Annotated in this window: 21 protein-coding genes and 3 tRNA genes; 15 read left to right on the plus strand and 9 right to left on the minus strand. The window is 47.1% G+C overall.

What is annotated here, in order from left to right; genetic code table 11:
* Positions 1-22 precede the first annotated feature (22 nt).
* A complete protein-coding gene (locus MARGE09_RS02700) occupies positions 23-3,190 on the minus strand; it encodes a TonB-dependent receptor (protein WP_236985819.1) in 3,168 nt (1,055 codons plus the stop codon).
* Positions 3,191-3,542: 352 nt separating this feature from the next.
* Between MARGE09_RS02700 and minC the strand changes: the two genes are divergently transcribed.
* The 5 genes from minC (at position 3,543) to MARGE09_RS02725 (ending at position 7,645) form a co-directional block, all read left to right on the plus strand.
* Positions 3,543-4,316, plus strand: a complete 774-nt coding sequence (minC, locus tag MARGE09_RS02705) for a septum site-determining protein MinC (protein ID WP_236985820.1) — start codon at positions 3,543-3,545, stop codon at positions 4,314-4,316.
* Positions 4,317-4,337: 21 nt separating this feature from the next.
* Positions 4,338-5,156 (plus strand): septum site-determining protein MinD, encoded by an 819-nt coding sequence (minD, locus tag MARGE09_RS02710; protein WP_236985821.1) that lies wholly within the window; start codon positions 4,338-4,340, stop codon positions 5,154-5,156.
* A complete protein-coding gene (gene minE / locus MARGE09_RS02715) occupies positions 5,153-5,401 on the plus strand; it encodes a cell division topological specificity factor MinE (RefSeq protein WP_236985822.1) in 249 nt (82 codons plus the stop codon). The genes minD and minE overlap by 4 nt, the downstream gene beginning before the upstream one ends.
* Positions 5,402-5,532: 131 nt before the next feature.
* The gene (locus MARGE09_RS02720) at positions 5,533-7,041 is read left to right on the plus strand and encodes a phospholipid carrier-dependent glycosyltransferase (protein WP_236985823.1); all 1,509 of its coding nucleotides are present in this window, start codon (positions 5,533-5,535) and stop codon (positions 7,039-7,041) included.
* A 4-nt stretch (positions 7,042-7,045) separates the two neighbouring features.
* Positions 7,046-7,645: a PA14 domain-containing protein gene (locus tag MARGE09_RS02725; protein WP_236985824.1), complete on the plus strand. Its 600-nt coding sequence runs from the start codon at positions 7,046-7,048 to the stop codon at positions 7,643-7,645.
* A gap of 30 nt (positions 7,646-7,675) precedes the next feature.
* On the opposite strand, the gene MARGE09_RS02730 is transcribed toward MARGE09_RS02725, so the two are convergent.
* On the minus strand, positions 7,676-8,578 hold the full coding sequence (locus MARGE09_RS02730) for a LysR family transcriptional regulator (RefSeq protein ID WP_236985825.1): 903 nt from the start codon (positions 8,576-8,578) through the stop codon (positions 7,676-7,678).
* A gap of 104 nt (positions 8,579-8,682) precedes the next feature.
* On the opposite strand from MARGE09_RS02730, the gene MARGE09_RS02735 reads away from it, so the two are divergent.
* Positions 8,683-9,693 carry an aldo/keto reductase gene (locus tag MARGE09_RS02735; protein WP_236985826.1) on the plus strand — a complete coding sequence of 337 codons (1,011 nt, stop codon included), beginning with the start codon at positions 8,683-8,685 and terminating at the stop codon, positions 9,691-9,693.
* Between the two features lie 36 nt (positions 9,694-9,729).
* Positions 9,730-10,443, plus strand: coding sequence for an SDR family NAD(P)-dependent oxidoreductase (locus tag MARGE09_RS02740; protein WP_236985827.1), 714 nt, complete (start codon positions 9,730-9,732; stop codon positions 10,441-10,443).
* A gap of 173 nt (positions 10,444-10,616) precedes the next feature.
* On the opposite strand, the gene MARGE09_RS02745 is transcribed toward MARGE09_RS02740, so the two are convergent.
* From MARGE09_RS02745 to MARGE09_RS02760, 4 genes are all read right to left on the minus strand, one after another.
* Positions 10,617-10,693 (minus strand) — tRNA-Arg (locus MARGE09_RS02745).
* Positions 10,694-10,824: 131 nt separating this feature from the next.
* Positions 10,825-11,382 (minus strand): hypothetical protein, encoded by a 558-nt coding sequence (locus MARGE09_RS02750; RefSeq protein WP_236985828.1) that lies wholly within the window; start codon positions 11,380-11,382, stop codon positions 10,825-10,827.
* Between the two features lie 324 nt (positions 11,383-11,706).
* Positions 11,707-12,447 (minus strand): DUF3108 domain-containing protein, encoded by a 741-nt coding sequence (locus MARGE09_RS02755; RefSeq protein WP_236985829.1) that lies wholly within the window; start codon positions 12,445-12,447, stop codon positions 11,707-11,709.
* A 112-nt stretch (positions 12,448-12,559) separates the two neighbouring features.
* A complete protein-coding gene (locus MARGE09_RS02760; protein ID WP_236985830.1) occupies positions 12,560-14,677 on the minus strand; it encodes a di-heme-cytochrome C peroxidase in 2,118 nt (705 codons plus the stop codon).
* A 290-nt stretch (positions 14,678-14,967) separates the two neighbouring features.
* Between MARGE09_RS02760 and MARGE09_RS02765 the strand changes: the two genes are divergently transcribed.
* The 5 genes from MARGE09_RS02765 to MARGE09_RS02785 all read left to right on the plus strand — a co-directional run bounded on the left by MARGE09_RS02765 (position 14,968) and on the right by MARGE09_RS02785 (position 19,415).
* On the plus strand, positions 14,968-15,843 hold the full coding sequence (locus tag MARGE09_RS02765; protein ID WP_236985831.1) for a CAP domain-containing protein: 876 nt from the start codon (positions 14,968-14,970) through the stop codon (positions 15,841-15,843).
* 155 nt (positions 15,844-15,998) lie between these two features.
* Positions 15,999-16,757: a hypothetical protein gene (locus tag MARGE09_RS02770; RefSeq protein ID WP_236985832.1), complete on the plus strand. Its 759-nt coding sequence runs from the start codon at positions 15,999-16,001 to the stop codon at positions 16,755-16,757.
* 230 nt (positions 16,758-16,987) lie between these two features.
* On the plus strand, positions 16,988-17,209 hold the full coding sequence (locus MARGE09_RS02775) for a DUF4266 domain-containing protein (protein ID WP_236985833.1): 222 nt from the start codon (positions 16,988-16,990) through the stop codon (positions 17,207-17,209).
* A gap of 26 nt (positions 17,210-17,235) precedes the next feature.
* Positions 17,236-18,510 carry a DUF3570 domain-containing protein gene (locus MARGE09_RS02780; protein ID WP_236985834.1) on the plus strand — a complete coding sequence of 425 codons (1,275 nt, stop codon included), beginning with the start codon at positions 17,236-17,238 and terminating at the stop codon, positions 18,508-18,510.
* Positions 18,510-19,415 (plus strand): FAD:protein FMN transferase, encoded by a 906-nt coding sequence (locus tag MARGE09_RS02785; protein ID WP_236985835.1) that lies wholly within the window; start codon positions 18,510-18,512, stop codon positions 19,413-19,415. Before MARGE09_RS02780 ends, MARGE09_RS02785 begins: the two co-directional genes overlap by 1 nt.
* A gap of 19 nt (positions 19,416-19,434) precedes the next feature.
* Here the strand turns inward: MARGE09_RS02785 and MARGE09_RS02790 are convergent, their stop codons facing one another.
* From MARGE09_RS02790 to folD, 3 genes are read right to left on the minus strand one after another with little or no spacing between them, the layout of a single operon-like run.
* The gene (locus tag MARGE09_RS02790) at positions 19,435-20,490 is read right to left on the minus strand and encodes a class I SAM-dependent methyltransferase (protein ID WP_236985836.1); all 1,056 of its coding nucleotides are present in this window, start codon (positions 20,488-20,490) and stop codon (positions 19,435-19,437) included.
* 4 nt (positions 20,491-20,494) lie between these two features.
* On the minus strand, positions 20,495-21,199 hold the full coding sequence (locus tag MARGE09_RS02795; protein ID WP_236985837.1) for a pseudouridine synthase: 705 nt from the start codon (positions 21,197-21,199) through the stop codon (positions 20,495-20,497).
* Between the two features lie 7 nt (positions 21,200-21,206).
* Positions 21,207-22,049 carry a bifunctional methylenetetrahydrofolate dehydrogenase/methenyltetrahydrofolate cyclohydrolase FolD gene (folD, locus tag MARGE09_RS02800; protein ID WP_236985838.1) on the minus strand — a complete coding sequence of 281 codons (843 nt, stop codon included), beginning with the start codon at positions 22,047-22,049 and terminating at the stop codon, positions 21,207-21,209.
* Between the two features lie 207 nt (positions 22,050-22,256).
* Here folD and MARGE09_RS02805 point away from each other — a divergent pair.
* The 3 genes from MARGE09_RS02805 (at position 22,257) to MARGE09_RS02815 (ending at position 24,069) form a co-directional block, all read left to right on the plus strand.
* A tRNA-Pro gene (locus MARGE09_RS02805) sits at positions 22,257-22,333 on the plus strand.
* A 139-nt stretch (positions 22,334-22,472) separates the two neighbouring features.
* Positions 22,473-22,546: transfer RNA gene (locus tag MARGE09_RS02810), tRNA-Arg, on the plus strand.
* 140 nt (positions 22,547-22,686) lie between these two features.
* Entirely contained in the window at positions 22,687-24,069 is a 1,383-nt protein-coding gene (locus MARGE09_RS02815; RefSeq protein ID WP_236985839.1) for a tyrosine-type recombinase/integrase, read from the plus strand.
* The last annotated feature ends 136 nt before the right edge of the window (positions 24,070-24,205 follow it).

The raw sequence follows: 24,205 nt of genomic DNA on the forward strand, positions 1-24,205 counted from the left end.
GGTGCTTGATCTGAATCAGGCGTTAAAAGTTGCCAGTTACAGAAAAAGTGAACCTGCGATCATTAACAATGTACTGACGAGGCGCTAATAAACCTGCTTGGGTAACTTGTTGCAGTGTTTTAGTTTGCGTGTTTAGCACGTTGTTAATGTTGAAGCCAAGTTTTATCTGATCGGTCAAGTTGTAGTTTGCAGAAAAGTCAAGGAAGCCAAGATCGTCATTGTACTTCGGAGCTTTCGCAATCACGTCTCGAGAGTTCAGCAGGTATTCCGAGCGCCAGTTGTAGGCAAAGCGAGTAGAGAATAGTTCATTTTCATAGAAAAGAACCAAGTTGTAGTTGCTCTCAGACAACCCTTCTAGTGGAAGGTCTGTGAATGCCCCAAAAGTGCTGGTATCGAGGTCATCACCGACGTCTTCCTCTGCGTCTAGGTAGGTATAGTTGAATTGCATGCCAAGGCCATCGAAGGGTTCAGGCAGCATATCGAAACCTTGTTGATAGGCAATTTCAAAACCGTTAATTGTGGCTTCACCGACGTTGGCCTTCGATGTGAAAATAACTTCTTCCGATACGCCAGTGTTCGGATTGGTGTACACGCCTCTAGAAGACGCCATTCGTATCAAGTTATCGATGTCCTTCGTGAAAATGACACCCGTCAAAGAGCCAACATCAGAGAAATACCATTCTGCTGACAAATCAATATTCACCGACTCTTCCGGTTGTAGGAATGGGTTAGAGTCGCCAACGGTGCTAGCGTTTATTGAGGATACCTCAACGCTGGTATAGTCTGAGTCAGGGTCATTTGGGTCTACTCTCTCGGTGAGCGTGGTTGCGCTGATTCTTGTGCCGTTTCTGATGTCCTGCAGTTCAGGGACAAAAATAGCTTTCGATGCACCAAATCGAATCAAGAAATCATCAGTAATACCGAATTTAACATTAAGGCTTGGTAGTACTGTTGAGTAGTCGTCGGGTGATGCTGCGAGTGGGCCACTGGAGCCATCTAGGAACGCGTTTTGTGAGTCGGTTATGTTATTCTCGAATCCAGGTGCTTGCTGGTCGGGATTCAGAAACCCGCCAGTAATCTCTTGAAATTCTACGAAACCTGTGGTTTCGAGCTGAATGTTTACGAAGCGCAAACCAACATTACCACCGATCTCGATAGGTAAGTCATTATTTTCAAAATTCACCTGAACATAAGCGGCTTGACGTTTTTCGCTTGTCTCGAAAATTTGATTTGGTGCATAGGGTCTTAGGCCTGGGTTTACACGTTCGTTTTGGCGTGCGTTACTAACAAACGGGTCACCAGCTGCACCAGCTTCAAAGTTTAGCGGAGCAACGTCATTTTCGTCTACTACGCCATCGCCATTGACGTCTACCGTTCGTTGTACTGGTTGATTGATGTAGTCTTCGAAGGCCTCCTTGTTTTCAGCAAAACCTAGCGTTGGGAAATAAAACGCTGTTTGGCCTCCTAAAGCCCCATCCGCATGGTCACTACCAAAATCTACACGTTCGGCAAGCTCTGGGAACTCTTCAAGCGTCGCCGCAGTAGCGCTCCACTCGGGGGAAACGAGGCCCCAGTCATAGTCCGCGTCTTTGATCGATTGTTCTCGCTCGGTGAACTGTACACCGCCTTGAACACTGGTGATAAACCCTTCGTCAAACTCGTACTCGCCATCAAGCGCGAATGCTAGCTGTTTACCTTTGGCATCTTGTTGTGCGTCCATTGCTGATCGCACCACATATGTTGATAAGTCATTAAGAGCGGCGTAATTCGGCGTAAGCGGATTAGTGCCGACATCAGGACCAAGGAAGGCCATCGTTGGTGTATCTCCGCCGCTCACGGCTACATCCGATGTGAATCGATTCATGATGCTGAAATCATGAAGAGACGCTTCCGTACCGATGTATTGCAAATCCGTTTCGATAGTTAGCGGCCCGTTATCTGGGTTAAAAACAATATTTGCGCTGTAGTCTTCAATGCGGTTTTCTTCTTCGTGGGCTCGCGTCAGAGCGAGGTAACCGTTCCCGCTACCAATAACGCCACCGCTGAACAGACCATCACTTCCAAAGCTGTCAAGCGGGCTTCCAGAATTTACTCCCAGCGGGAGGCCGTTGTTGCGGTTATCAACCTGATCGCCTAGGCTGTCAGCGTTTTCAATTGCGCGCTCGCTCCATGTCATTTTTGAATCGGAGCTAATATATTCAAATGTTGCTAAGACTTCTTCGCTGGGGCTTTCCCATTGCACGGCAGCAGCAATGCCAAGGCGATCACGTAAAGAGTCCTGGCGCCCAATTCTAACTGAAGGCGGCATGTAATAAGTGCCATTAAGATCGTTGGCTATTGGCTGGCCGGCAAAACCATTATCAACAGTTGGTTCTATGTTGTCGTATATAGGGTCGCCGTTACGGTCTGTGCCTGTCACAGTGCTAGCGTCAACGCCACGAGCACTTCTCTCATAAAAGTTGTGGTAAGCAACTTGCTCAACGCGAGACTGGAACTCTGAGCTTGATAAATTTAGCATAAAGCCATATCGGCCAGTGTCTGTATCTATCGAGTTAGAAAAGATGCCCGATAGCTCGGGAGACGTTTCACCAATAAGGTCGGCGTAAACTGCTTTTACTGAACCGCCAAGCACTAAGCCATCTGAATCAAGAGGCTTTCTTGTCACGATGTTGATCGTGCCGGCGATGCCGCCCTCGGTTGTAGAGGCTGTCTGGTTTTTAATGACCTCAATGCTTTTAACTAACTCGGGCGGAATATCACCAAGATTCAAGCTGCCGCCAAGGCCCGCGTTAAATGCGCCTCGGCCGTTAAACTCAGTGCGAACTCGGTTTAAACCCCTAACCAGCGCTGCAGAGCCCTCACCCGAGAAGTGGTCTGAATCGCTTGTCGCGGCGAACTTTTCGACAACAACCCCTGGAACCCGTGCAAGAGCTTCGACTACAGACTTATCAGGCAGCGATGTAATATCGGATGCTGTGATTACATCTTTCACGGTCGTAGCATCACGCTTAATATCTTGTGCATTTTGCAAGCTTTGCTTAATACCATAAACAACAACTTCTTCCAGCAATGCTGGGTCGTCGCTATTGGCTTCTTGCGCTTGTACATGTGCTGCAGATGCAGCCATTACGCAAGCGGCGATGGTTGAACGCTTAAATAGTCTGCGTCCTGTGTGAGTTTTTATTGTCATGGCTGTAGCTCCCCCTTCAAAGTTTAATGCTTAAGCCTTATTGGAATAGGTCCGTAAAACATGGTTTCGTATTTGTTAGCGTATGCTTTAGATACAAAAGTAGTTCATTATTATTAATAAGTGAAGTTAGCGCATGCATTGCATGTGCGCAGCACTCAGTGTATGGACGGGGCTAGGATACGGTAAAAAAAAGTAAGAAAAAAGCCCTAAAAACCCCTGCGCACTTAACCATAGACGTTTTTTCTTGGTTTTGTCTTTTTTTAATTGGAACCCTTGGTCTTACTTGTGTATCTGTTCGGAAAGGTTTATAACCGTGATCAATTTTTATTAAGTAGTAATACAGGAAGAAAGTATGGCTTTTGATGGCGCTTCGGCGGTGAGTGCGCGGCCGGAAAGTTTTGCAATTAAGGGCGCGTTACTTCCTATGACGCTGCTAGAGCTTCGCAGTAGTGATTTTGCTGATATTGATAGTGAGTTACGGCGCAAGGTGGAGGCTTCCCCAGACTTTTTTATGGGTAGCCCAATAGTATTAAGCGTCGAGGCGCTAGAGGGGCTAGAGGCGGCTTTGTTATCAGGTTTGTTAACCCTATGTCGCGAACTTGATTTTAGGTTGGTTGGGTTAAAGGGCGGAGATGATATAGCCGTAACATTTTGTGCTCAGCACGCGCTCGCTCACTTTCCTGCGGGTAAGGTGAGAGGTAAAAAAGGAGATCATCAGACCCCGGAGCCGGCTGTAACGGCTGGGGATGCGCCTGAGGCCGCAGCTACTGCTGAAAGAAAAGTGGCAGGATTAACAAAAACCGTCAATACTCCGATACGTTCTGGTCAGCAGATATTCTCTGAAGGCGATTTAATTGTGCTAGCGCCAGTATCTGCGGGTGCAGAGCTACTGGCTGTGGGTAATATACATGTGTATGGCCCTATGCGCGGGCGAGCATTGGCTGGCGTGCAAGGCGATGAATCGGCGCGTATTTTTTGTATGAGCCAAGAGGCTGAGTTGGTTTCTATTGCTGGGCACTTTATGATTGACGAAAATTTGCGCGAATCCTGCTGGAAAGTGGCTGCGCAAATTCATTTTGATGGCGACCAACTTCAGGTTGAGTCGATTACTGGACTATTTTCTTAAACATTTATAAAGGGTTTTTTTGTGGCCAAAGTAATTGTGATGACTTCGGGCAAAGGTGGCGTAGGTAAAACAACGTCGAGTGCTGCAATAAGTAGTGGTTTAGCAATGGCGGGTCACAAGACGGCCGTTATCGATTTTGATATCGGCTTGCGTAACCTGGACCTTGTAATGAACTGCGAACGCCGCGTAGTGTACGACTTTGTGAATGTGATTAATGGTGAGGCGACTTTGCGGCAAGCATTAATTAAAGATAAGCGCTGCGAAAACCTCTATATATTGCCGGCATCACAAACGCGAGATAAGGATGCGTTAACGCAAGAGGGGGTCGAGCAGGTGCTCAAAGAGCTGGCCGACGATGGTTTTGAGTTTATTATATGTGATTCGCCGGCAGGCATTGAGCACGGGGCTTTCATGGCGATGTATTTTGCCGATGAAGCTATTGTTGTTGCCAACCCAGAAGTGTCTTCGGTGCGCGACTCTGACCGCATACTTGGCATTTTGCAAAGTAAGTCGCGCAAGGCTGAGCAGGGTGAAACAGTCAAAGAGCACCTATTGTTAACACGCTATAACCCCGAGCGTGTCGAAAAGGGTGAGATGCTTGCGGTTAGTGATGTTGAAGAGATTTTGGCAACGAAGCTATTGGGTGTGATTCCTGAGTGTACCTCGGTACTTAAGGCTTCTAACCAAGGTGTGCCAGTGATTCATGATGATCAAAGTCGCGCGGGCTTGGCCTATGGCGATGCAGTTTCTCGCCTTTTGGGTGAAGAAGTGGAGCACCGTTTTTTGATGCCTGAGCATAAGGGACTGTTCAAACGGTTATTTAGCAGGAGGAGTGCATGAGTTTTTTTGATTACTTTACGCGCAATAAGCAAGATACAGCATCAATTGCAAAAGAGCGCTTGCAGATTATTGTCGCCCATGAGCGCTCGAAGCGGGCGCAGCCAGAGTACTTGGCTGATTTACAGAAAGATATTATGGAAGTGGTCCGAAAGTACGTGGATATAGATACTAATAGCATAGAGGTGCAGCTTGAGAATAATGGCGATTGTGCTGTGCTCGAGCTTAATGTCACGCTGCCAGACTAGGAATGTGAAAAACGAGTTTGATATGGGGCTGCAAGTCTCACCTTTACATTTTGTCACAGCTAAATAGTTGAGGGCGTCCCCTTGGATTGCTAAGGTGGCGCCTTCTTTTTTTACGGTTCTCGAAAATAACAATGACTGTTCAAAACCCCCTTCTCGCCTTTTGTGGGCGGCATAAGTCATGGCTGGTTCCTGGCCTTTTGCTGGCAATGTCGCTACTGGTCTATCTTACTGGCCTTCAATATCCCAAATCGATGTTTTGGGATGAGAATTATCATGTTGTCTCGGCGCAAAAGCATGTCGATGGCATGATGTACATGGAGCCGCACCCGCCGCTAGGTAAAATGTTACAGGGCTTGAGTGAGGCGTTTTTTAATCCGAACGAAGATGTTGATTTATCTTCGCTATTAAAGACGGATTACCTCAAGGGTAGTGATATGCCTAAGGGCATGGAATTTTGGGCTTATCGACTGCCATCAGCCTTGATGATGGCGCTTTCAGTTTGGTTTCTCTATCAGATCTTATTTCGGATTATCCGTTATCGCCCAGTTGCCTTTGTCTTTTCGCTGTTTGTCATTTTTGATAATGCAATGGTTTTGCACTCGCGTGCTGTCATGCTTGAGGGGATTCAGTTCTTTTTCATTCTGTTATCGATTTGGTATTTCGTTCGCACGGTCACCAGTGACAAGCCTATTACTGTAAAGCACTATTTAATTCTAGGTTTAAGCGTTGGGCTTGAGGTGGCAACAAAGGTCAATGGGTTGGTGTCAATTTTATTATTGGGCATGTTGTTACTTGAAGATAAAGGTAAGCAGCTACTCGATAAGCAGTTTTTGCCGGTTGTCGAGCGAACGGTTCTGGGCAGTTTGGCGTTTTTTGGTGGTTTAGCCGCAGTGTTTTTGTTGGTGTTTTATGTGCATATCGGGATGGGCACGCATGTAGAGCCTACAAAGAAGTACAAGGCGTCACCTGAATATTTAACTTCCCTTAAAAATAATGGTGGCTTTAGCTTTACGACTTTTCGTTTAGGCTTTAAAGATAATTTGCGCTATATGTCTGAGTATGCTGATGGTGTGCCGCGCTTGGATATCTGTAAAGAAACCGAAAACGGAAGTTACTACGCTAAATGGCCTTTTGGCGGTAAGGGTATTAATTACCGCTGGAGTAAAAATAATGTAGATGGCGTAACCAAAGTTAGCTACTCCTATTTAGTGGGCAACCCGCTCATTTGGTTGACGGTTGTGTTGGGAATACTGGTCTCTATTAGTTTAATTTTGGGGCGGTTTATTTTTGACTTGCCGATAAAGGATGAGCGGCTGTTTATGTACATACTGTATTTTACTGGTATGTATCTCAGTTACATGATTGCCATCGCCCAAATTGACCGGGTGATGTACCTTTACCATTACTTTGTGCCTTTGTTGTTTGGCATTATTAATGCGGCGTTACTTTTTGCTTATATCTTTAAGGAGCCATTGCAGCAAGGCTCGCGCTTAACTTGGGTTAACCTGGGTGTTTTAGGGGTTCTTGTGGTGGCTATGTTTGCGTATTTCTCACCGTTTACATTTGGAATACCCATTACAGAATCTCAATTTGAGCTGCGTAATTGGTTTTCTCTTTGGGATATCGAGGTGGTGAGGTAACGCTATGAGTAAATTAATTCAGTGGGCGCACTGTGCGCTGGCGCTAACATTGGAAAAGCCAAAAGAAGTTGGGTTTTCAGCTTTAATGGCATTGTTTTTGGGCGTTGCGATTTATCATTCCACGCCGCCAATGGTGGATAAAGTGTTTGCATTGCAGATCCATAAAAATAAAGTGCCCATTAAGACGGTATCGCAAGAGCGCGATATAGCAAGAAGCCAAACAGTATGGGTAGATAAGCTAATGCTAAAAGATGGTGCACGAATAGTGCATCCTAAGCTTGGGGTTATTGGTTTTGGCGATACATTTTTTATTGATGTTGAATCTGACTTCACCGTGAAAAAAGCTGGCGTTTATTACTTTATCCCAGGTAGTGATGATGGCTTTTCTTTGGATGTTGACGGCAAGCGGTTGTGCGCTTTCGAAAAAGATCGCCCCTATGCTACCCAGCGTTGCCGAGTCGAGCTGGACGAAGGCACTCACAACTTCAAACTGTCTTATTTTCAGGGTGGCGGACATGCCGGCTTAACATTGGCCTATCAGTTTAAAGGTGATCGCAAGCGCCGCTGGGTTGGTGAGAATAGCCGCTACCTAAGTTTCGATTAGATTTGCCGGTATGTTATATAAAAGCCCTCGTTAATACGGGGGCTTTTTCGTTGTGCTTTTATGGTGTTGAAGTATCCATTCTACAAGCAGTTTAACGCGCTCTAACCGGTACCTGCCTGGCGGGTAAACAATGTTACAGGGGCTTTCTTGTTGATGCCAATCTTGCATAATGGCGACGAGTCGCCCATGTTTAATGGCCTCCTCTACATACAATGATGGCAGTCTGCCAATGCCAAGCCCTTCCTCGCAAGCTGCCATCATGATATGGCCATTGGCGCAGCTAAGTTGCGGCTGCACTTTATATTCGCAATGTTCTTGCCCTTTGGTAAAGCTCCAGTTCGTCAGGCTGCCCGCAATAATACGGTGTTTGGCTAGCTCTCTAGGGTGTTGCGGCTCGCCATAAGATTCTAGGTATTTCGGGCTTGCAACCATTGTGGGACGGTAAAGGCAGAGTTGCCTGGCAACCAAGGAAGAGTCGTCCAAAGGGCCCATGCGAATAGCCATATCGAATTGGCTAGCAATTAAGTTTTGGTGGGTAGAGCTGAAGTCCAGCAGCACCTGAATATTGGGGTGTTGTTGCATAAAGCTCATTATTGCGGGGGCAATATATTGCTCGCCAAAAATACCGCCGACGGATGTGATTTGAATCACCCCGCTGATGCTTGCTTGAACGGCTTGAAGGTTGGTCTCGGCTTGCTCTACCAGCTGAATCGCTTGTCTGCACTCATTCACAAATGCACTGCCTGCCACCGTTAATTTCAGTTGGCGGGTTGTGCGATGGAATAACTGAACTTGGTAGTGGGCTTCAAGTTTTTTTATCTGCTGACTAAGATAAGCTTTAGAGCAGCCTAATCTATCCGCCGCAAGCGTTAAGCTTTGGTTGTCGGCAACGGCAATCAGTGCTGCAATGCGCTTTAGATTTTCTGTTTTCATATGTAAACAATCTTTTAACTTTGAGGGTGATGATAAACAGTTGTCGTATCGTTACGCTAGCGCCATCGTTTATTTGTGAACAATTTATGAGGTGAATAAAGCTTATGGATACGATTGATTGTACCCCTAGCGTGATGGAAAAGCGGTTGCTTGGAAAAAGTGGCTTAGTGACATCGGCTATTGGCTTGGGTTGCTGGCAGTTGGGCGGTGACTTTGGCCCAGTGGATAATGTTCGGGCCTTCTCGGTGTTGGCTGCGGCAGATAAGTGCGGTGTACATTTCTGGGACACCGCTGATGTTTATGGTTCTGGTTTGAGTGAAAGCCGCATGGGCGCCTGGCAGCGGCAGAACCCTGGGACGCGAGTTATCGTCAGCAAGGTTGGGCGCAATAGCGAGCTGCACCCCAGTGGTCACCAGTATGATCGCATGCGCAGAAGTATTGAGGGTACGCTCGAGCGCTTGCAGGTCAGTTCGCTCGATTTAGTTCAGCTTCACTGTATTCCGTTTGAGGTGTTGAAGGGGGATCAGGTTTGGCGTTGGTTGGAAGACTTCCGCTCTGAGGGTTTGATTAAGCACTATGGTGCTAGTGTTGAAACTGTTGAAGAGGGACTCGAATGTTTAAAGCGGCCCAATTTAGCTTCGTTGCAAATCATTTTGAATATCTTTAGGCAGGATGCTGTTGATGAATTATTGCCAGCCGCCGCGGAAGCTGGTGTGGGCATTATTGCGCGTTTGCCACTGGCAAGCGGCTTATTAACTGGTAAGTTTACTGAGCAAACACATTTTGATCGCAGCGATCACCGCCACTTTAATGCCGATGGCCAAGCCTTTAATGTTGGGGAAACCTTTTCGGGCTTGGGTCTAGAAAATGGGGTTGCGCTAGTTGAAAAGTTAAAAGCCATTTTGCCATCGGGTGTGCCCATGTCCCAATTGGCGTTGCGTTGGGTTTTGGACCACCCGCAGGTGAGTTCGGTGATTGCTGGTGCCAGCAGTGTTGAGCAAGTACAGCAAAACGCCGCCGCTGCTGTATTGCCGCCACTATCCAAAGAGCTGCACCAACAGTTACGAGACTTTTATTTTAATGATGTACGCCCTCTTGTGCGTGGTAGCATTTAAAGTTATCTAGCAATAAAAATAATAGAGGAGAAGCGTATGACCGTAAAAATTAGTGGCAAGTGGGCTTTGGTTACGGGAGCAAGCCGCGGGGTAGGGCAGCAAATTGCGCTGGGGTTAGCTAATAAGGGTGTGAATTTGGTGATTCAGTCGCGCGATATTGCGAATCAAGCGGCAACTATGGCATTACTCGAAGGTAAAGGCGTTAGTGTTCATCAGGTGGCTGCCGATTTAGAGCGTCCAGAAAGCATTGCTGCTATGGCTGAACAGGCTGAGTCGCTTAGTGGTGGTATTGATATTCTTTACAATAACGCTGCCATAATGACGCAATTTTTAAATATCTTCGAGGTGCCTGTCGAAGATTATTACCGCAGCTTTCAAGTGAATGTTTATGCCGTTATTCAATTGTGTAACTACTTTGCGCCGCGCATGAAGGCGCGCGAGTTTGGCCGGATTATTAATACCACCTCCGGCATTAAGGATACGCCCAATTTGGATGCTTACAGCATTACCAAGGCTGCTCTCGATAAGTATACGCGGGATCTCGCGGTAGAAATGGCCAATACTGGCGTGCTGGCTAATTTGTTGGACCCTGGTTGGTGTCGCACAGATTTGGGTGGCCCCGAGGCATGGAACGATGTGGCTTCTGTATTGCCTGGCGCATTGCTGCCGGCCATGCTCGGTAAAACGGGTGATGAAGAGCCGCGCGCCATGTTGTTTGCTGCACAGGATTACGCCGGGATCGATATCTAGAAGCTGTTTTATTTGTAGGTGCTTTTTTACTTGCGGGTACTTTTTTATTTGTAGGCACTTTGGCCCAAGGGTATAAATATCCTTGGGCTTTTTTGTTGCTCAAAATATTATGAGTAAGAATTTTCGGCAATAAAAAAGCCGATACTCGAAAGTATCGGCTTTTTTATGAATAATGGCGCGCTCGGGAGGATTCGAACCTCCGACCGCCTGGTTCGTAGCCAGGTACTCTATCCAGCTGAGCTACGAGCGCGTCTTTCCTCTAAAGGCTGTACTTGCCCTGTCGAGGTCGCGCATATTACGGATAAGCTTCTGATTGGTCAAGCGTTTTATTGCGAAAAAAGTATTTTGTTGTTTCTGTATTCGCAGCTGAGTGCTTCGTCTTTACATTTCTTTTCTAATACTAAATAAAATGGTCTTACTGGAAAACTCCACATCATAATTTTTGAAGTGGGTAATTAGGGTGTCTTCGCTGAATATATCAAGCACAGAAAATAGAGGGTTGTTTATTTCGGCTGGCGTTAGTGCTCGGCGGTACGAAAAGTAGCCTAGCGAAAGAACTTTGCCTAGCGCTTTTGCGCCTTCGTATCGTTTGCTTTGCTCCATGGTTAGCCAAACATTATTCAGTATGCGTTGGCTTTCGCTGGTTGCTTTATCGCGAATACTGCGTGCGGAGGCCAACAGCTGGTCGGTATTCATTAGCTTTGGCGACAGCAGATGAAGATCGGTACTGCGGCGGTTTTTGTTCCAGAAGTGGCTAGGAAATTCGGGTGTTTGGTTATTGGCTGTGCCGCTGAAGGTGAACTTGGGTAGGTGTCCATCGCTGGCTACACAAATGGGGGATTTAAGCAGTGCACAGATGCCTGCAATAAAAAGTAGTACGAATGCAAAGCCTCGCTGTTGTTGCAGGATGCTAGCGGTTATTTTAATCGCTGTGGGCATTCGCGTTACCTCTGTGCTGGTGAAGCAGCACAATATGCGGTGATTTTGTGTTTGGTAGGCGCTACACGTTGCGTTGGCCACCAAAATAGATGGTGGTTTGGCGCGTAAAGAGCCTTCGTTAAACACAGCTTAAATGAAAGTGGCCGCTCGAGGTTATAACGTTATATTTAGTGATTATATTGCTTATAACTTATGGTCTTAGGCACTGTTTCAGCTTATTTTAGGTAATATATTCGGGGGCTTTAAGGTGAGTGACTGCTTACTTTTTTGTGGTGTCTTAGGTGGTCATAACCTTAGCGCACTGAATGTGGTTAAGTTATGGAATTATTGTCTAAGCGGTGGTGCCTGTAAGAACTGTTTAAAAGCATCGGTGTTGGAATAGTGTGTGAGTAAAACCTCGTAGGTGTCGCCGTCTTCGTCGGTATGGCGTATTTTGGCTAGCGCATAAGCCAGTTCGGGAATAAGCCATAGTTTTGTTTCTTTTTCCCCGTCACCGGTGCGGGTTAAAACGGTCGCTGGGTAAGGTTTGCCTTTAAAGGTCATGCTGGTATCTGCTTCGCGCTTGAACTGGTAATGCTTTGTTTGATTTCTACGTACAAAGGTGTAATCAAACGATTTTTGATGTGGGTTTTGCGCGAGGTCACGCTGTAACTGAAGTTGATAAAGCGTGGGATCTAGTGCCTTTTGAACTAGGCTTTGAGCGCCTTCGTGTTTTTTACCTTTGGTATAGCTGGCGCTGAGGCTTTCCCAATCGAATGCGAGTTGCTCTTGCTTTTTTACGCCAAAAATTTTGCGCTCATAACTGTACTTGTGTGGGCGTAACGTGTTGTTAAATATACTAAAGTCACTATTTTCTTCGATTTTCGCCATAAAGCTTTTCGCCTTCGAGCTTAGCGTGTAGCGATTACCCTTTTTTATGAGTGTGCGCGTCATAGTGATATTCAGATTGGAGTACTCCCCTTCATAGGTCGCTTCAAATAACGGGGTTGCCAGTGCTCCGGTTGGTGCTAAATGCGTCAATAGCAGTGCTAGCAGTACCAGTGTAAAAGGGCGTTGCATACGCATAAGTGCTCCAAGGGTTATCTATTGTCTATTTCGCTTGATTTTAAGTGCTGGCGGCTGAAGCGGGGCTTAACAGGTGGCACTGCTTTATCAGCTCTGGCACGTTTATAAAGGCTTAAAGAGTTTTTAGGTATTCGACTAAATCCCATCGTTGGGCATCGCTTAGCGGTGGTAGCGCTTCACCATTAAGTTGTGCTGTTCGGCCTGCGGCATATTCATGGCCGGTATTAAAATTGGCCGGTAGTGTTGTATCAAAGGTAAAGCCGTTAAACCCTGAGGATACAAAACCGACTTTTATCGGGTCGAATTCGCGCGCGCCGACTTCAAATCGGTTTGGGCGGTAGCGGCCGTTTTCGGGGTCGCCAGCGCGCTTTTTGGGGAGTAATAGCTCGTAAAGCGAAGGTACCGAGCCATTGTGCAAATAGGGTGCAGTTGCCCAAATGCCATTCAGTGATCGCGCTTTGTATGCGAGTAGAGAATTGAATGGTTGGGCGGTGGTGTCTGGCTGGTAGTTCCCGTTTTTTATGGTGCGCTCAATTTCGTTTTCAAAAACTGAGGAGGCCATCATATAAAGCCAGTCGAGCCAGCGCCGAATAATCCATTTATCTGGGTCTGGTGTTGTTACTGTGCCGCGTGTAACCGAGGTAAGTATCATGGCCACGGGGGCTTCTTCAGGAATATATAACCCACCAGCTGGCTGCTGCTGAATTGTGTGCTTGAAGTTGCCCGATTTTCCTGTGTAGTTAACGCTATTTAATGCCATCAGCGGGTCTGTGCCTACTTCATCTAAGCCAGACATCTTTGCAATGATCACGCGATCCCAGTTGTTGTGGTCGATAACTTCATGGCAGCTTAAGCAATAGCGTTCGTAGATGAGCTCGCCGCGTGCTGCTTTTGTTCTATCTATTTTGCCGAGTATGTCTTCTGGCCATTTGGGGGATTTTAAACGCTGTAAGTGGTGTTCCAGCCGGCGAAGGTTGACGAGGTCGATAGAGGATTTAAAGTCTACGCGCTTTTGTTTTTTGCTCTGGCCAGAAATTTTAGCCGACAAGCTAAAGCCTGCTTCTTGTGCTGTCCAATCTAGGGTGCCAAAAACGCCAATCACTTCGCCGGCATTTCGCCCTAATGGCCCAACGCCGGCATTGCTGGCAATGCCGTTCCATTGCACATAATCGGAATGGGTAATATCCCATAAAAACGGGTAGCTTACGGGGGCGTTAGGCTCGTTGAATATGAGATCGCGTAAGCGAAAAAGCTGCTCGCGCGAAAGGCCTGGGTAGCCGGGGTTGGTTGAGCGCAGGCGGTCAAAAATAACCGCAAAGTTCTTGTTGCCGATAATGGTTTTATCTACGCCCTCTAGTACGCGCGCGGCTTGCTCGGGGGTAAGCATGCGGCTGTGGTCTTTGTTGGTGGCGAGTAACAGTAAGCTGTGAACCTGTTTTTTATTGATGACATGTTTAAGCACGCGGTTATAAATGCGGCCAAAGGCGTCTAGCCGTGCATAGCCGTATTCCACCGTTGAATGGTTAACGCCGTTATAAAGCATAAGGTTATTTGCCCATTCTTTTAGGCTGGCAATAACCTCGTCTTTTTGCGTGAAGTCTCCATTGCGAGCTAACACGCGCTGGGTAAAGTGCTCTAACTTTGTGGCTGTTACCAGTGTTTTTCGCATGCTGCTTTCTAGTTCAGCAAGGAAGCCTGGCATATCGGCCATAGTTGGCCCACCGTCAATACGAATCGCCTGACCTCGGTAATTTATTTGCCCTGTGTGACAAGCCGCGCAGGTGAGGCCAATGTAGGACTTGCCTTGGTAGGTGTCTTTTACAAAGCCAACTGGAAGGCCATCGGGGTTGAAGAAAGTCGGTTTTTGCGGCAAGTAGCGATACTTATCGATTAAGGCGTTGTCGCGAAATAGCTCAGTGGAATCCGGTTGCTCCAAAGCCATAAAAAGGTCGTACGGTAGTAGGTTAGAGCCTTGCGTTGTGTTGTAAAACCACAGGCTGTCGGCGTTATCCCAGCCTTGCTCTAAATAGCGCGGTGTGGGGTAGCTTTCGCCAAGGGCCCCGCTAGGCATCGCGATAGCCCCGCGGTTGGGGTCGGTATCCCAGTTTTGGTAAAGCTTGCCTATAGACAGGGTAATTAGCATTGCGCTGGCAATTGCGAGGCAAAGTAACAAAAGTGGTCGCGAGGCTTTTTTGAGAAGACTTAAAAGGCTGAGTAATAGGCTAATCATATGGATCCTTATGAGAATCTATCTACTTCGGTTTTATTATTGTTATGGAACTGTTGTATTGCCGCATAACAGCTCGGCCCTTTATTTTAGCTGCTTAAATGAAAAAGCCTTTAGACTTAAATGCATATTAGCCTTTTATTGCGTCCATATTTTGGCAGATAAAGAGAGCAATCTTAATTTTGGTTGAAAAGTGACCGATTTCGCACGTAAAAAGGGGGCTGGTTCCTCGAGCTTTTCTGTTCAAAATGTATACTGTTTGAAATCTTTTTAAGCATTTTTGGATGTGAATTATGTTGTTTCCGTCTTGTAAAGCTGTTGCTTTTCGTTGTGGTGTACTGGGGTTGTCGATATTCATGCTGGCAGGTTGCGAAGAAGCAAGCCGCCAAGATACAGCTGAATTAGCGGATGACGAAATAGAAGTGAGCCCTAAAGCACAGAGCAGTAATGTTGCCTTGGTAAGCTCTGTTAAAGTGCGATTTGCTTCAGGTGTTGCGGTGGCCGGCGATAGTAGTGAGTTAAAAGTGCTTCTTGATGGTAAAGAGGTCGACGGGGTGGTGACTTACAGTGAAAGGCAGCACCAGCTTACATTTCAGCCCCGTGAGGCTTTAAAGCCAGATACCCGCTATACAGTGCAAATGGCCGATGTGCTTGCATATGATGGTGCTGTGGTACCTGCGCAGCAGTGGGCTTTTAATACCACCGGCGCTGTGGGAATGACGGCGCAATGGGTGCTAGATAGCTGTATGTCGTCTGATGATATTGCTTTGCTGGCGGCTATTAATAATGAGCGTGAAAGCGGTGTTGGCTGTAGTGGTTTGCCCGTCTCGCCCGCGCCGGCGTTATCTTGGCATTGTGACCTTGCTGGCGTCGCCTATGAGCATTCTGCGGACTTAGCGAGAATGGGCGTAGTGGGGGATGTAAGCAGTAGTGGTAAAGGTGTAGTCGAGCGTGTGAGTGAGGCGGGTGTTGTATGGCGCGGTGTGGCAGAGAATACGTTGGTCACCGAGGGGGAGGGCGCGCTAGTTGCGATGGATGCCGCCTTAAGTAATTTCACTCAATGTGAAAACCTGCTAAATCCAGCGTTGACTCATATTGGCGTAGCGTCGGCACCTTCATTGGCTGGCGCAGAGCATCAGTTTTGGGTGCAGCTGTTAGTGCAACAGTAGTGCATCGCTAGCGCCTCAAAACGGTTGTTGATTCCGCTCGGCGGCCGAATACGGCCGTTCAAACGAATATCTGGTTAAATCATAGACACCAAAAGGCGAAAACCCTATTGTGAAGGTAGAGTCTTAAAATAGATATGCTTTCGCAGGGGTTGTTCATGGTGCTTCCAAAAATGCGTTTTTCGTTATCGGCTTCTGCTGGTGAAGAGCCACAAAATGGTGCTGTCAGTCCTGTGGCGCGCTTAGCATTGGAGCTAGGGCAGTGTGAAAACTTTGATCATTTAGCGGCTAGTTTAAAGTCTGGTCTAGAAGAGGCTGGCTTTAAAGGGTGCTTCTTAATGAGCTGCTTTGGCTTTAACCGGGAAACTCGCTTTGGCCGCTGGAATAGCCGTTATGTCTTCCCTTTGCGATCCGATTTATCTGAAGTTAAGCCTGTTTTAACGATTCGTGACGATTTAATTATTGTGAGTAGTGGCTACTTTACCTTGGTGATTGGGCAGGCTGCGGAGCAGATGAAAAAAAATAGCTCGGTGCAAAGTGATTTGTTGATGCTGGGAGAGAGCACGCGCCTTTGGGTTAAATCCTACACTACGCAAGTTGATCAACAATTCGATTCACTTAATCACCGCAAGGCCAGTTGCCAGCAATTGTTGGATATTGTGCACCAGCTTGATCAATCTGGCCGCGACTTAACGAGTGGTCACAACCAAATGTTAGCAACCATTAATGCGGGTATTCCCGAAAGCATCGCGCAACTTGCTCTTAATGATAAAGATATGGACGTTGTTTTGGACGAGTTCGATGAAATTGGCCGCGCTTATACAATATTTACCAAACAGCAGATGGAGCTAAATCGCCAGCTGAAAGAGCAGGTAAGGTCTATTGCCGGCTTTTTACTGCCGCGAGAGCAGCATTAATTCTCCACTCTCGATCGTCCAAAGTGCGCTTAATTTGCGTATCTATCCTCTGAGTAACGTCTTCATTGGCTTGTATCCCGCGTGAGACGGGGGCCACATTCTGACTTTGTGCTATTGTATTTGCCGGCAAAGTGTTTCGATGTGCGGAATTTGCCTGCTAGAATGTGGTCTGATTGTGACCTAAAATAATTAAAGTCTAGACTTCTATTCCATTTCAGAGAGATAAGACTATGACCAAGCGTATTGTCTGCGTTGTTGCTTTGGCTGCAGCGATATCAATGTTACAAGGGTGTGCTGATACCCCAGTTTACAAGCGTGGCAACTTAGCAAAACCCGAAATGGGCTGGGCTCCTGACCCAATGGAAGCTGGGCTTCAAAAACACATCTATTTCGCAAAAGAAGCATCTTCTGGTGGTGCTGAAGCAGCGGGCGGAGGTTGTGGCTGTAACTAAGCCCATTAGTGACTATGACAAAAGTAATGAAAAAGCAAAATGCTTCCTCTCGTCTAATGGCCCTATCTGCGGCGGCTGTTGCTTTACCGGGCATTAGTGCGCCGGCACAGGCGGCTGCGCCAACGGAAACGGTTATTGGCTATCGCTATACCGCCTATAACGAAAGTACATTAGATGCAGATGATGTCGCCAGTGGTGACCTTGGTCGTTACGATATTAATGTTAACCAGTGGAGCTTGTTAACGCCTATTGGCGCGCATTGGTCGCTGGCTGTGAATATCCAAGACGAAACTTTATCTGGTGCGTCTCCATGGTATGTACAGCCCAAAGAATTGGGTGACGACGAGATTGATTACAATACGCCGCAAGTCGTTATGTCTGGCGCGTCTCCTGGTAGTGAGTACGGTAATATTATCGGTATTGATGAGCATCGAACAGATGCCAGCGTAGCAACATCTTACTATTACGATGGCGGGTCTATTTCTGGTAATTTGGCCTTTTCTACCGAAGATGATTACGAGTCGGTTAGCTTTGGTTTATCGACAGAGCGCGAGTTTGACAAAAAGCAGACTGTGGTTGCCACGGGCTTTAGTTATTCTGACGATGATATTTTTTATGAAGATGAATCGCGCGTTGTAAAACGCAATACTAGCGACCCTTTGCCAGATAATGCCGGCAAAACCAATGCTTCCTTTTTTGTTAGTGCATCGCGCATATTGGGGCCTAATAATATTATTTTGGGTGGCATTAGCTTTGCGACTAAAGAGGGGCACCTAAGTGATGCCTATAAGCGTTTTGATAAACGCCCGCAAGAGAAAGATTCCTACACGTTAAATTTATCTTATCGCCATTATGTTAAGTCTATTCAGGGGGCTTGGCATTTTGATTATCGTTACTATGACGATACTTGGGGTGTAGTATCAAATACGTTTAGTGTTGCTTTGTATAAAAATTGGGAAAAACTTCAAATTGTTCCCTCTATGCGTTACTACGGTCAAAGCGCTGCGACCTTTTACGATATCTATTCGCTTTACCGCAAAGATGGTATACCTGCTAGCGAGAATAACGGCAAAGATTACGCAAAGTGGGATTATTATTCTGATGATGCGCGCTTGTCTGATTACGCCTCTTTTGCGTTTGGTTTAAAAGTGGTTTTCAAGCAGAAGCCGGTGGATTGGGTGCTGGGTCTAGAGTATTACATGGCTGATGAAGAGTTCTTGCCGGGTAACTCGGATTACCTTTCCCACCCAGGTATGATTCAATATACGCGCTTTACTTTTGGTGTTGACCACCGTTTTTAATGGCGTTATTTAATGTGCCTTTTAAGGCGATGGGCACGCTGTGCCAAATTCGCTTAATGGCCGAGTCCCAGTCGCAGGCAGAGCACATTGCTCAGCCTGCGATTAGTAGGATAGCTGACCTCGAAAATCGTTATTCACGTTACATCCCCTCCAGTTTAATCTCTCGAATAAATGCTAATGCAGGCGCCCAGCTCACACCGCTGGACGCCGAATCGCATGCGTTATTTTCTTATGTTGCCAGTGCCTTTGAGCAAAGTGATGGTTTGTTTGATGTCACCTCTGGCGTTTTGCGCAAAGCGTGGAATTTTCGAAAAGTGGGGCCTCAATCGAGTTTACCTGCCCGCCATTCACTACCCACGCAGCAGCAGTTAGATGCTTTGCTGGACTGTTGTGGTTGGGCAAAAGTCGGCTGGGGTGGTGAGCGCAGTATTCAGTTGCCGGCAGGCTTTGAGATTGATTTTGGTGGCTTTGTTAAGGAGTATGCGGCAGATAGCGCGCTATCAGTATTGCGCGAAAAAGGTGTTTCTTCAGCTATGGTTGACTTGGGAGGAGATATTGCCGTTTTTGGCGGCGGTTGGCCGATAGCCATAAAAAAGCCTCGCGCGCCTAGCGAAAAGTTAACTCAGCTCAGTTTGCGAGGTGGCGGGTTGGCTACCAGTGGTAATTACGAGCGCTTTTTTATGCTGAATAACAAGCGCTATAGCCATATTTTAAGCCCCTTTACGGGCTGGCCAATAATTACGCCGGCCAGTATCAGTGTTGTTGCCGATAGCTGCTTAGTCGCGGGGACAGTGAGTACAGTGGCTATGCTGGCAGGGGAGAGCGACTGCTTGGAATATTTAGACGCTTTTGATTTGCCGTATTGCTGCGTTTTTAATGATGGTCGTGTTGTAAATCAGTTTTAACTTCTAGGCACTAAGCGATTTAGTGATTGCTGAACGCAAGGACTTTAAACCGCTTGGTATTGGTAAGCGTTTCTTGTTGCTTAAAATAGCGGCTGGCTTTTTTCTCTATGCCAATAAAGCTATTAACTACAAAAAAGGCGTGCCCTTTTGGGCTAAGCTTTTGGCTTGCGTTATCTAAAAATTTATCCGTTAAGTCGCCGCTAATGCTAAAGCCTTGATGAAATGGTGGGTTGCATAAAATGCAATCGAATGTGCCTTGTATTTCTGCCCCAGCATCCGCGGCGATAATATCTAGCTCAAGGTTATTGGCTTTTGCACTTGCTGCAATGGCTAATAGTGCTGCGGCATTGTTATCGGTTGCGGTGAAGTTTTTGCAGCCCCAGTGGCGGCTACCAAAGGTTAGCAGCCCGTAACCACAGCCCAAATCGAGCTGGTTGTGCGGCTGTATATTGTGATTTTGCAGGTACTTTTGTGTGACCTCTAAAAGCAGCTTGCTGCCCTCGTCTATTTTCTCGAAGCCAAAAACGCCAGGCTTGCTCAGTAATGTTTGGTTATTGAAGCTGCCGATATCGCGCAATTGGTTGTAATTTTGGGTATCGAGAGGGGCAGCATCGATGTTGGCAGACGAAAAAGCACCGTAGTGTGCATCTTTATTCTTCTTGGTGGCCAAGCTTTTTAAAAATAAGGTTTGGGTTTTCTTTAAGTAAGTTTTTATCCCTTCACCTTTTAGGCCTGCAAGGTGCAAGGTGGCGTCGCTTTTAAGCGTTTTAGCTGCGTGATTGAGTGTGTGGTGGGCTAGAGGCTTTTCTTTGCTTATGCGAATGAATACGTGTTGTGTTTGTGGTGTGATAGCTTCAGCTAATTGAGCATCGTTGAATTCGCTGTTAATGCCCAGCGCCAGTGCTTGTGTGTGGATGTCGTAGCGGTTTGTGCACAGCGAAAGCTTTGCGCTGGTTTGCGCTAGTAGAGGCAATATGGTTAGAGAGTTTTCGTCTGCGAACCAAGTGCAGTGCTGCCCAGTGGGAACCTGCTGTAGTTGGCTAAGTAATAATGTAATCGCGAGGTCTTGCGTCATAGCGTTATGGCAGATTAATTTCGGCAGGGGTGAGCGGGCGGTATTGGCCAGGCGTTAGGGTGGAATCTAGCTCAATGTGGGCGACGGCTTCGCGGTGTAGCGCGTTAACTTTATTACCCGTTGCCGCCAGCATTCTTTTAACTTGGTGGTAGCGCCCCTCGGTTATTTCAAGCAAACAGCAGTTTTGTGTTAGAGGGGTGACTTTGGCTGGTTTGGTAGGCTTGGTGTCGTTGCGCAATTGCATGCCGTTTTGCAGTTGTTCAATAGCGTCCGCACTAATGGGCTCAGCTGTGGTGACCCGATAACGCTTGCCTAATACCTTGTGGGGTGATGTGATCGCGTGGTTCCAATCGCCATCGGATGTAATCAGTACTAGCCCTGTTGTGTCTATATCCAAGCGCCCAGCAATTTGTAGGTTGTTTCTGTGGCTTGGGTGCAGTGTTTTAAGGTTGAGTAAATCAAAAACGGTTGGGTGGTCGGCATCGGTATTCGCGCAAACAGTGCCTTTGGGCTTGTTTAGCATCCAGTAAATTGGCGTAGCTTCGTTTAAGCTTTTTCCATCCAACGTAATGGTTTGGCCTGATCGGGTTGCGGTGTTGCTTTGGGTGCAGCGGTTGTCGTCAATTAAAACGCGGCCGGCTCGAATCGCTAAGGTAGCTTCTTTACGAGACAGGCCGCTGTTATTGGCAACAAAGCGATCTAGGCGCATATTTAATTTAGCCTAAGCTTTTTTCACCAGCTTCTACAGTTTGGTAAATAAGTGTGTTGATCGTCATAGGGCCTACGCCGCCCGGTACCGGGGTGTAGGCGCTGGCGCGCTCGGTTAGCGGGCCAAGCTCTATATCGCCTACGCCACCAGGGTGGTAGCCTGCATCCACAACAACGGCGCCGTCTTTTATCCAATCAGCTTTAATAAACTCGGGCTTGCCAACGGCGCCTACAATAATGTCGGCCTGTTTTATATGCGTTTCAAGGTTTTGAGTGCGCGAGTGGCATATGGTCACTGTGGCATTGGCGTTTAATAGCATTAATGCCATTGGTTTGCCTAGAATAGGGCTGCGGCCAACGACAACGGCATGCTTGCCGGCTAAGGGGATATCAAAGCCCTCGAGTAAGCGCATAATGCCCTTGGGGGTGGCGGAGCCGTATGCTTCCTCGCCCATGCTCATGCGGCCAAAACCTAGGCAGGTAACGCCGTCGACATCCTTCGCTAAAGCGATTGCATCAAAACAGGCGCGCTCATCAATTTGAGGCGGCACTGGGTGTTGTAGCAAAATGCCGTGTACATCGGGGTTGCTGTTAAGCTCGTCAATTTTGGCGAGTAGTTCGGCGGTTTTGGTGCTAGATGGCATTTCTACGCGAATAGAGCCCATGCCAATGCGCTCGCAGGCATTACCCTTCATTTTTACATATGTCGCCGAGGCAGGGTCGTCGCCAACCAAAATGGTTGCGAGTATAGGGGTGCTGCCGCCTTTTTCTTTAAGGGCTTGCACGCGCAGACTGAGTTCTTCTTCGGTTTTCTTGGCAAGGGCTTTGCCGTCGAGTATGAGCGCTGTCATGGGGGTTCCTGCTGTACATAGGTGGGCGAAAATTTGCGCGCTATTGTCACATAGACACGCCGCTTCGCCAACGCTTTCACGAACGAGCAGGAACAATCGCTTTCAAACCTCGAAAGCTAAAAAATGTGAAAAATACCGTTGACGAGATAAGGGGGCGTGAGTATGATGCGCACCACTCGAAACGCAGTGTTGTTTGTGTTTCTTTGTCGGAGTGTAGCGCAGCCTGGTAGCGCGTCTGCTTTGGGAGCAGAATGTCGGGGGTTCGAATCCCTCCACTCCGACCATCTTTTTACCCGCGATACATGAAGTGTTAAGCGCCCGTAGCTCAGCCGGATAGAGCAACGGCCTTCTAAGCCGTGGGTCGCAGGTTCTTATATGTACCTTAATCTGGTGCATCAGTAAATCCGTTGGTTTCAGCTTTATGTTCCCGTAGCTCAGCTGGATAGAGCAACGGCCTTCTAAGCCGTGGGTCGCAGGTTCGAGCCCTGCCGGGAACGCATATTCATTAAAAATCAGTTATTTAAGATCTGTCTGGTCGGTTGAACTGATCGTTTTACGCACTCTCTTTTACGCCAGCCCTTGCTTATCCTGATGCACCTGTTAATCTCGGTCCTAAAAGTTATAGGTGCATCAGGATATGCATGTAAGAAAACAACAATTTCGGCATTATACGGGGCTCCAGCTTTGGACCTTTTTCGATCCGTTTAGTACCCGGGAATATCAGGGGCCGCGCCAGTATTTGGAATACTTGGCGGAAACTGGGTCGAACTCCCAGAATACAATCAAAGCAAAGGCAAACGCGCTAAAGTCTTTCTTAGATTTCCTAGGCTCCTGCTCAGAAGTTCTCGAGGGGCGGCAGCCAATTAACGCCCCTGGGAAAATCCTCAGCCGAATTTTGATGATGTATCCGGTTTATCTTGCTGAAGCTGATATGTCCCCCAATTCTTTTGTTGTTGCAGTTGCAAAGCGAACTGGGTTTGGTGGTGTTTCTAAAAGTTCGGTGGCTTCGTATCTCTCAGCCATCAATGGCTTTATTAGCTTCAGTGATATTGAGTGGATTGGTCAGCAGGCTCTCGATCAGGACTCGGTTGTCGACCTGTTTGTAGATGAGGGTGATTTGATGGCTGAGCTTCGCCGCATCGACCATCTATCGTCTTGTGAACGAATATCTGTCGTTTCTCGCTCAATGCTAGCCGGAGTAATCAGTGGCGGCCCAAAACAGATTCCAAGGCCGGTCCTGGCCATGCCGAAGCGATTCAAAGCTTCCGAGTCTTCTGACCTCGAAAGGTATGAAAAAGCTTTCCCTGCGTCGCGAATTGTAGACTTAATTAAGCATGCGTCTAGCTACCGTGACGTTTGTCTGTTTTCGTTATTGGCTGGCACGGGAGTTAGGACCTCTGAGGCACTTCAGCTCAGGCTCGAAGATATCGACGCAATAAATGAAGTCGTAAAAATACTTCCCTATGCGGAACGAATTCAGAAATACGGTGATCTATCCGACCACGAAAAAACCAAGCTAGCATTCAAGGGTAGGGCCAGCTCCGACGTTGTTTTTTTGGAGCCTTTTAGGTCGTACTTTTTTGATAACTTGATGCGGTATATGGATCGAGAGCGGGGCTTGGCATACCCCGGGCACAATTTCCTTTTTGTCACGCTTGCCAATAATCGAAAAGGAAACCCAATGTTCTTGGGTGATGCCTGTTCAAATAATAGAACTTTCAAAAAAACGCAAAATAAATTAGGGATAGCCCCCTCTTACTCCCTGCATTCGCTGAGGCATTTTTATGGGGTGTGGCTTAGGAACTTTGCGCCCCACTCTCATGGATATGGCTATCCGTTGTCAGTTGTGCAAAGGGCTATGGGGCATCAGTCAATAAAATCTACCGAAATATATTCCTTGCTTGATAAGCTGGTCTACCTCGAATTTATAGAGGCAACCAACCATACCCTTAAGGCGTTGGGTTTCGATTTTGAAAGAGTTCGCAATGAGGCATCAAAAGATCCCACTCTGATCAACTAAAGCCGGACATTATTATTGGTCAAAATTAAATACTTATCTTTTGGCTGTTTGTGATTCGCGCGCGATTAGAAACGATTGCCGTTAAATGGTTATTCCCATTCTATATGGTCGAATTGCTTGGCATAAGCTCATTTCT

Source organism: Marinagarivorans cellulosilyticus (genome assembly GCF_021655555.1).
GTDB lineage: Bacteria > Pseudomonadota > Gammaproteobacteria > Pseudomonadales > Cellvibrionaceae > Marinagarivorans > Marinagarivorans cellulosilyticus.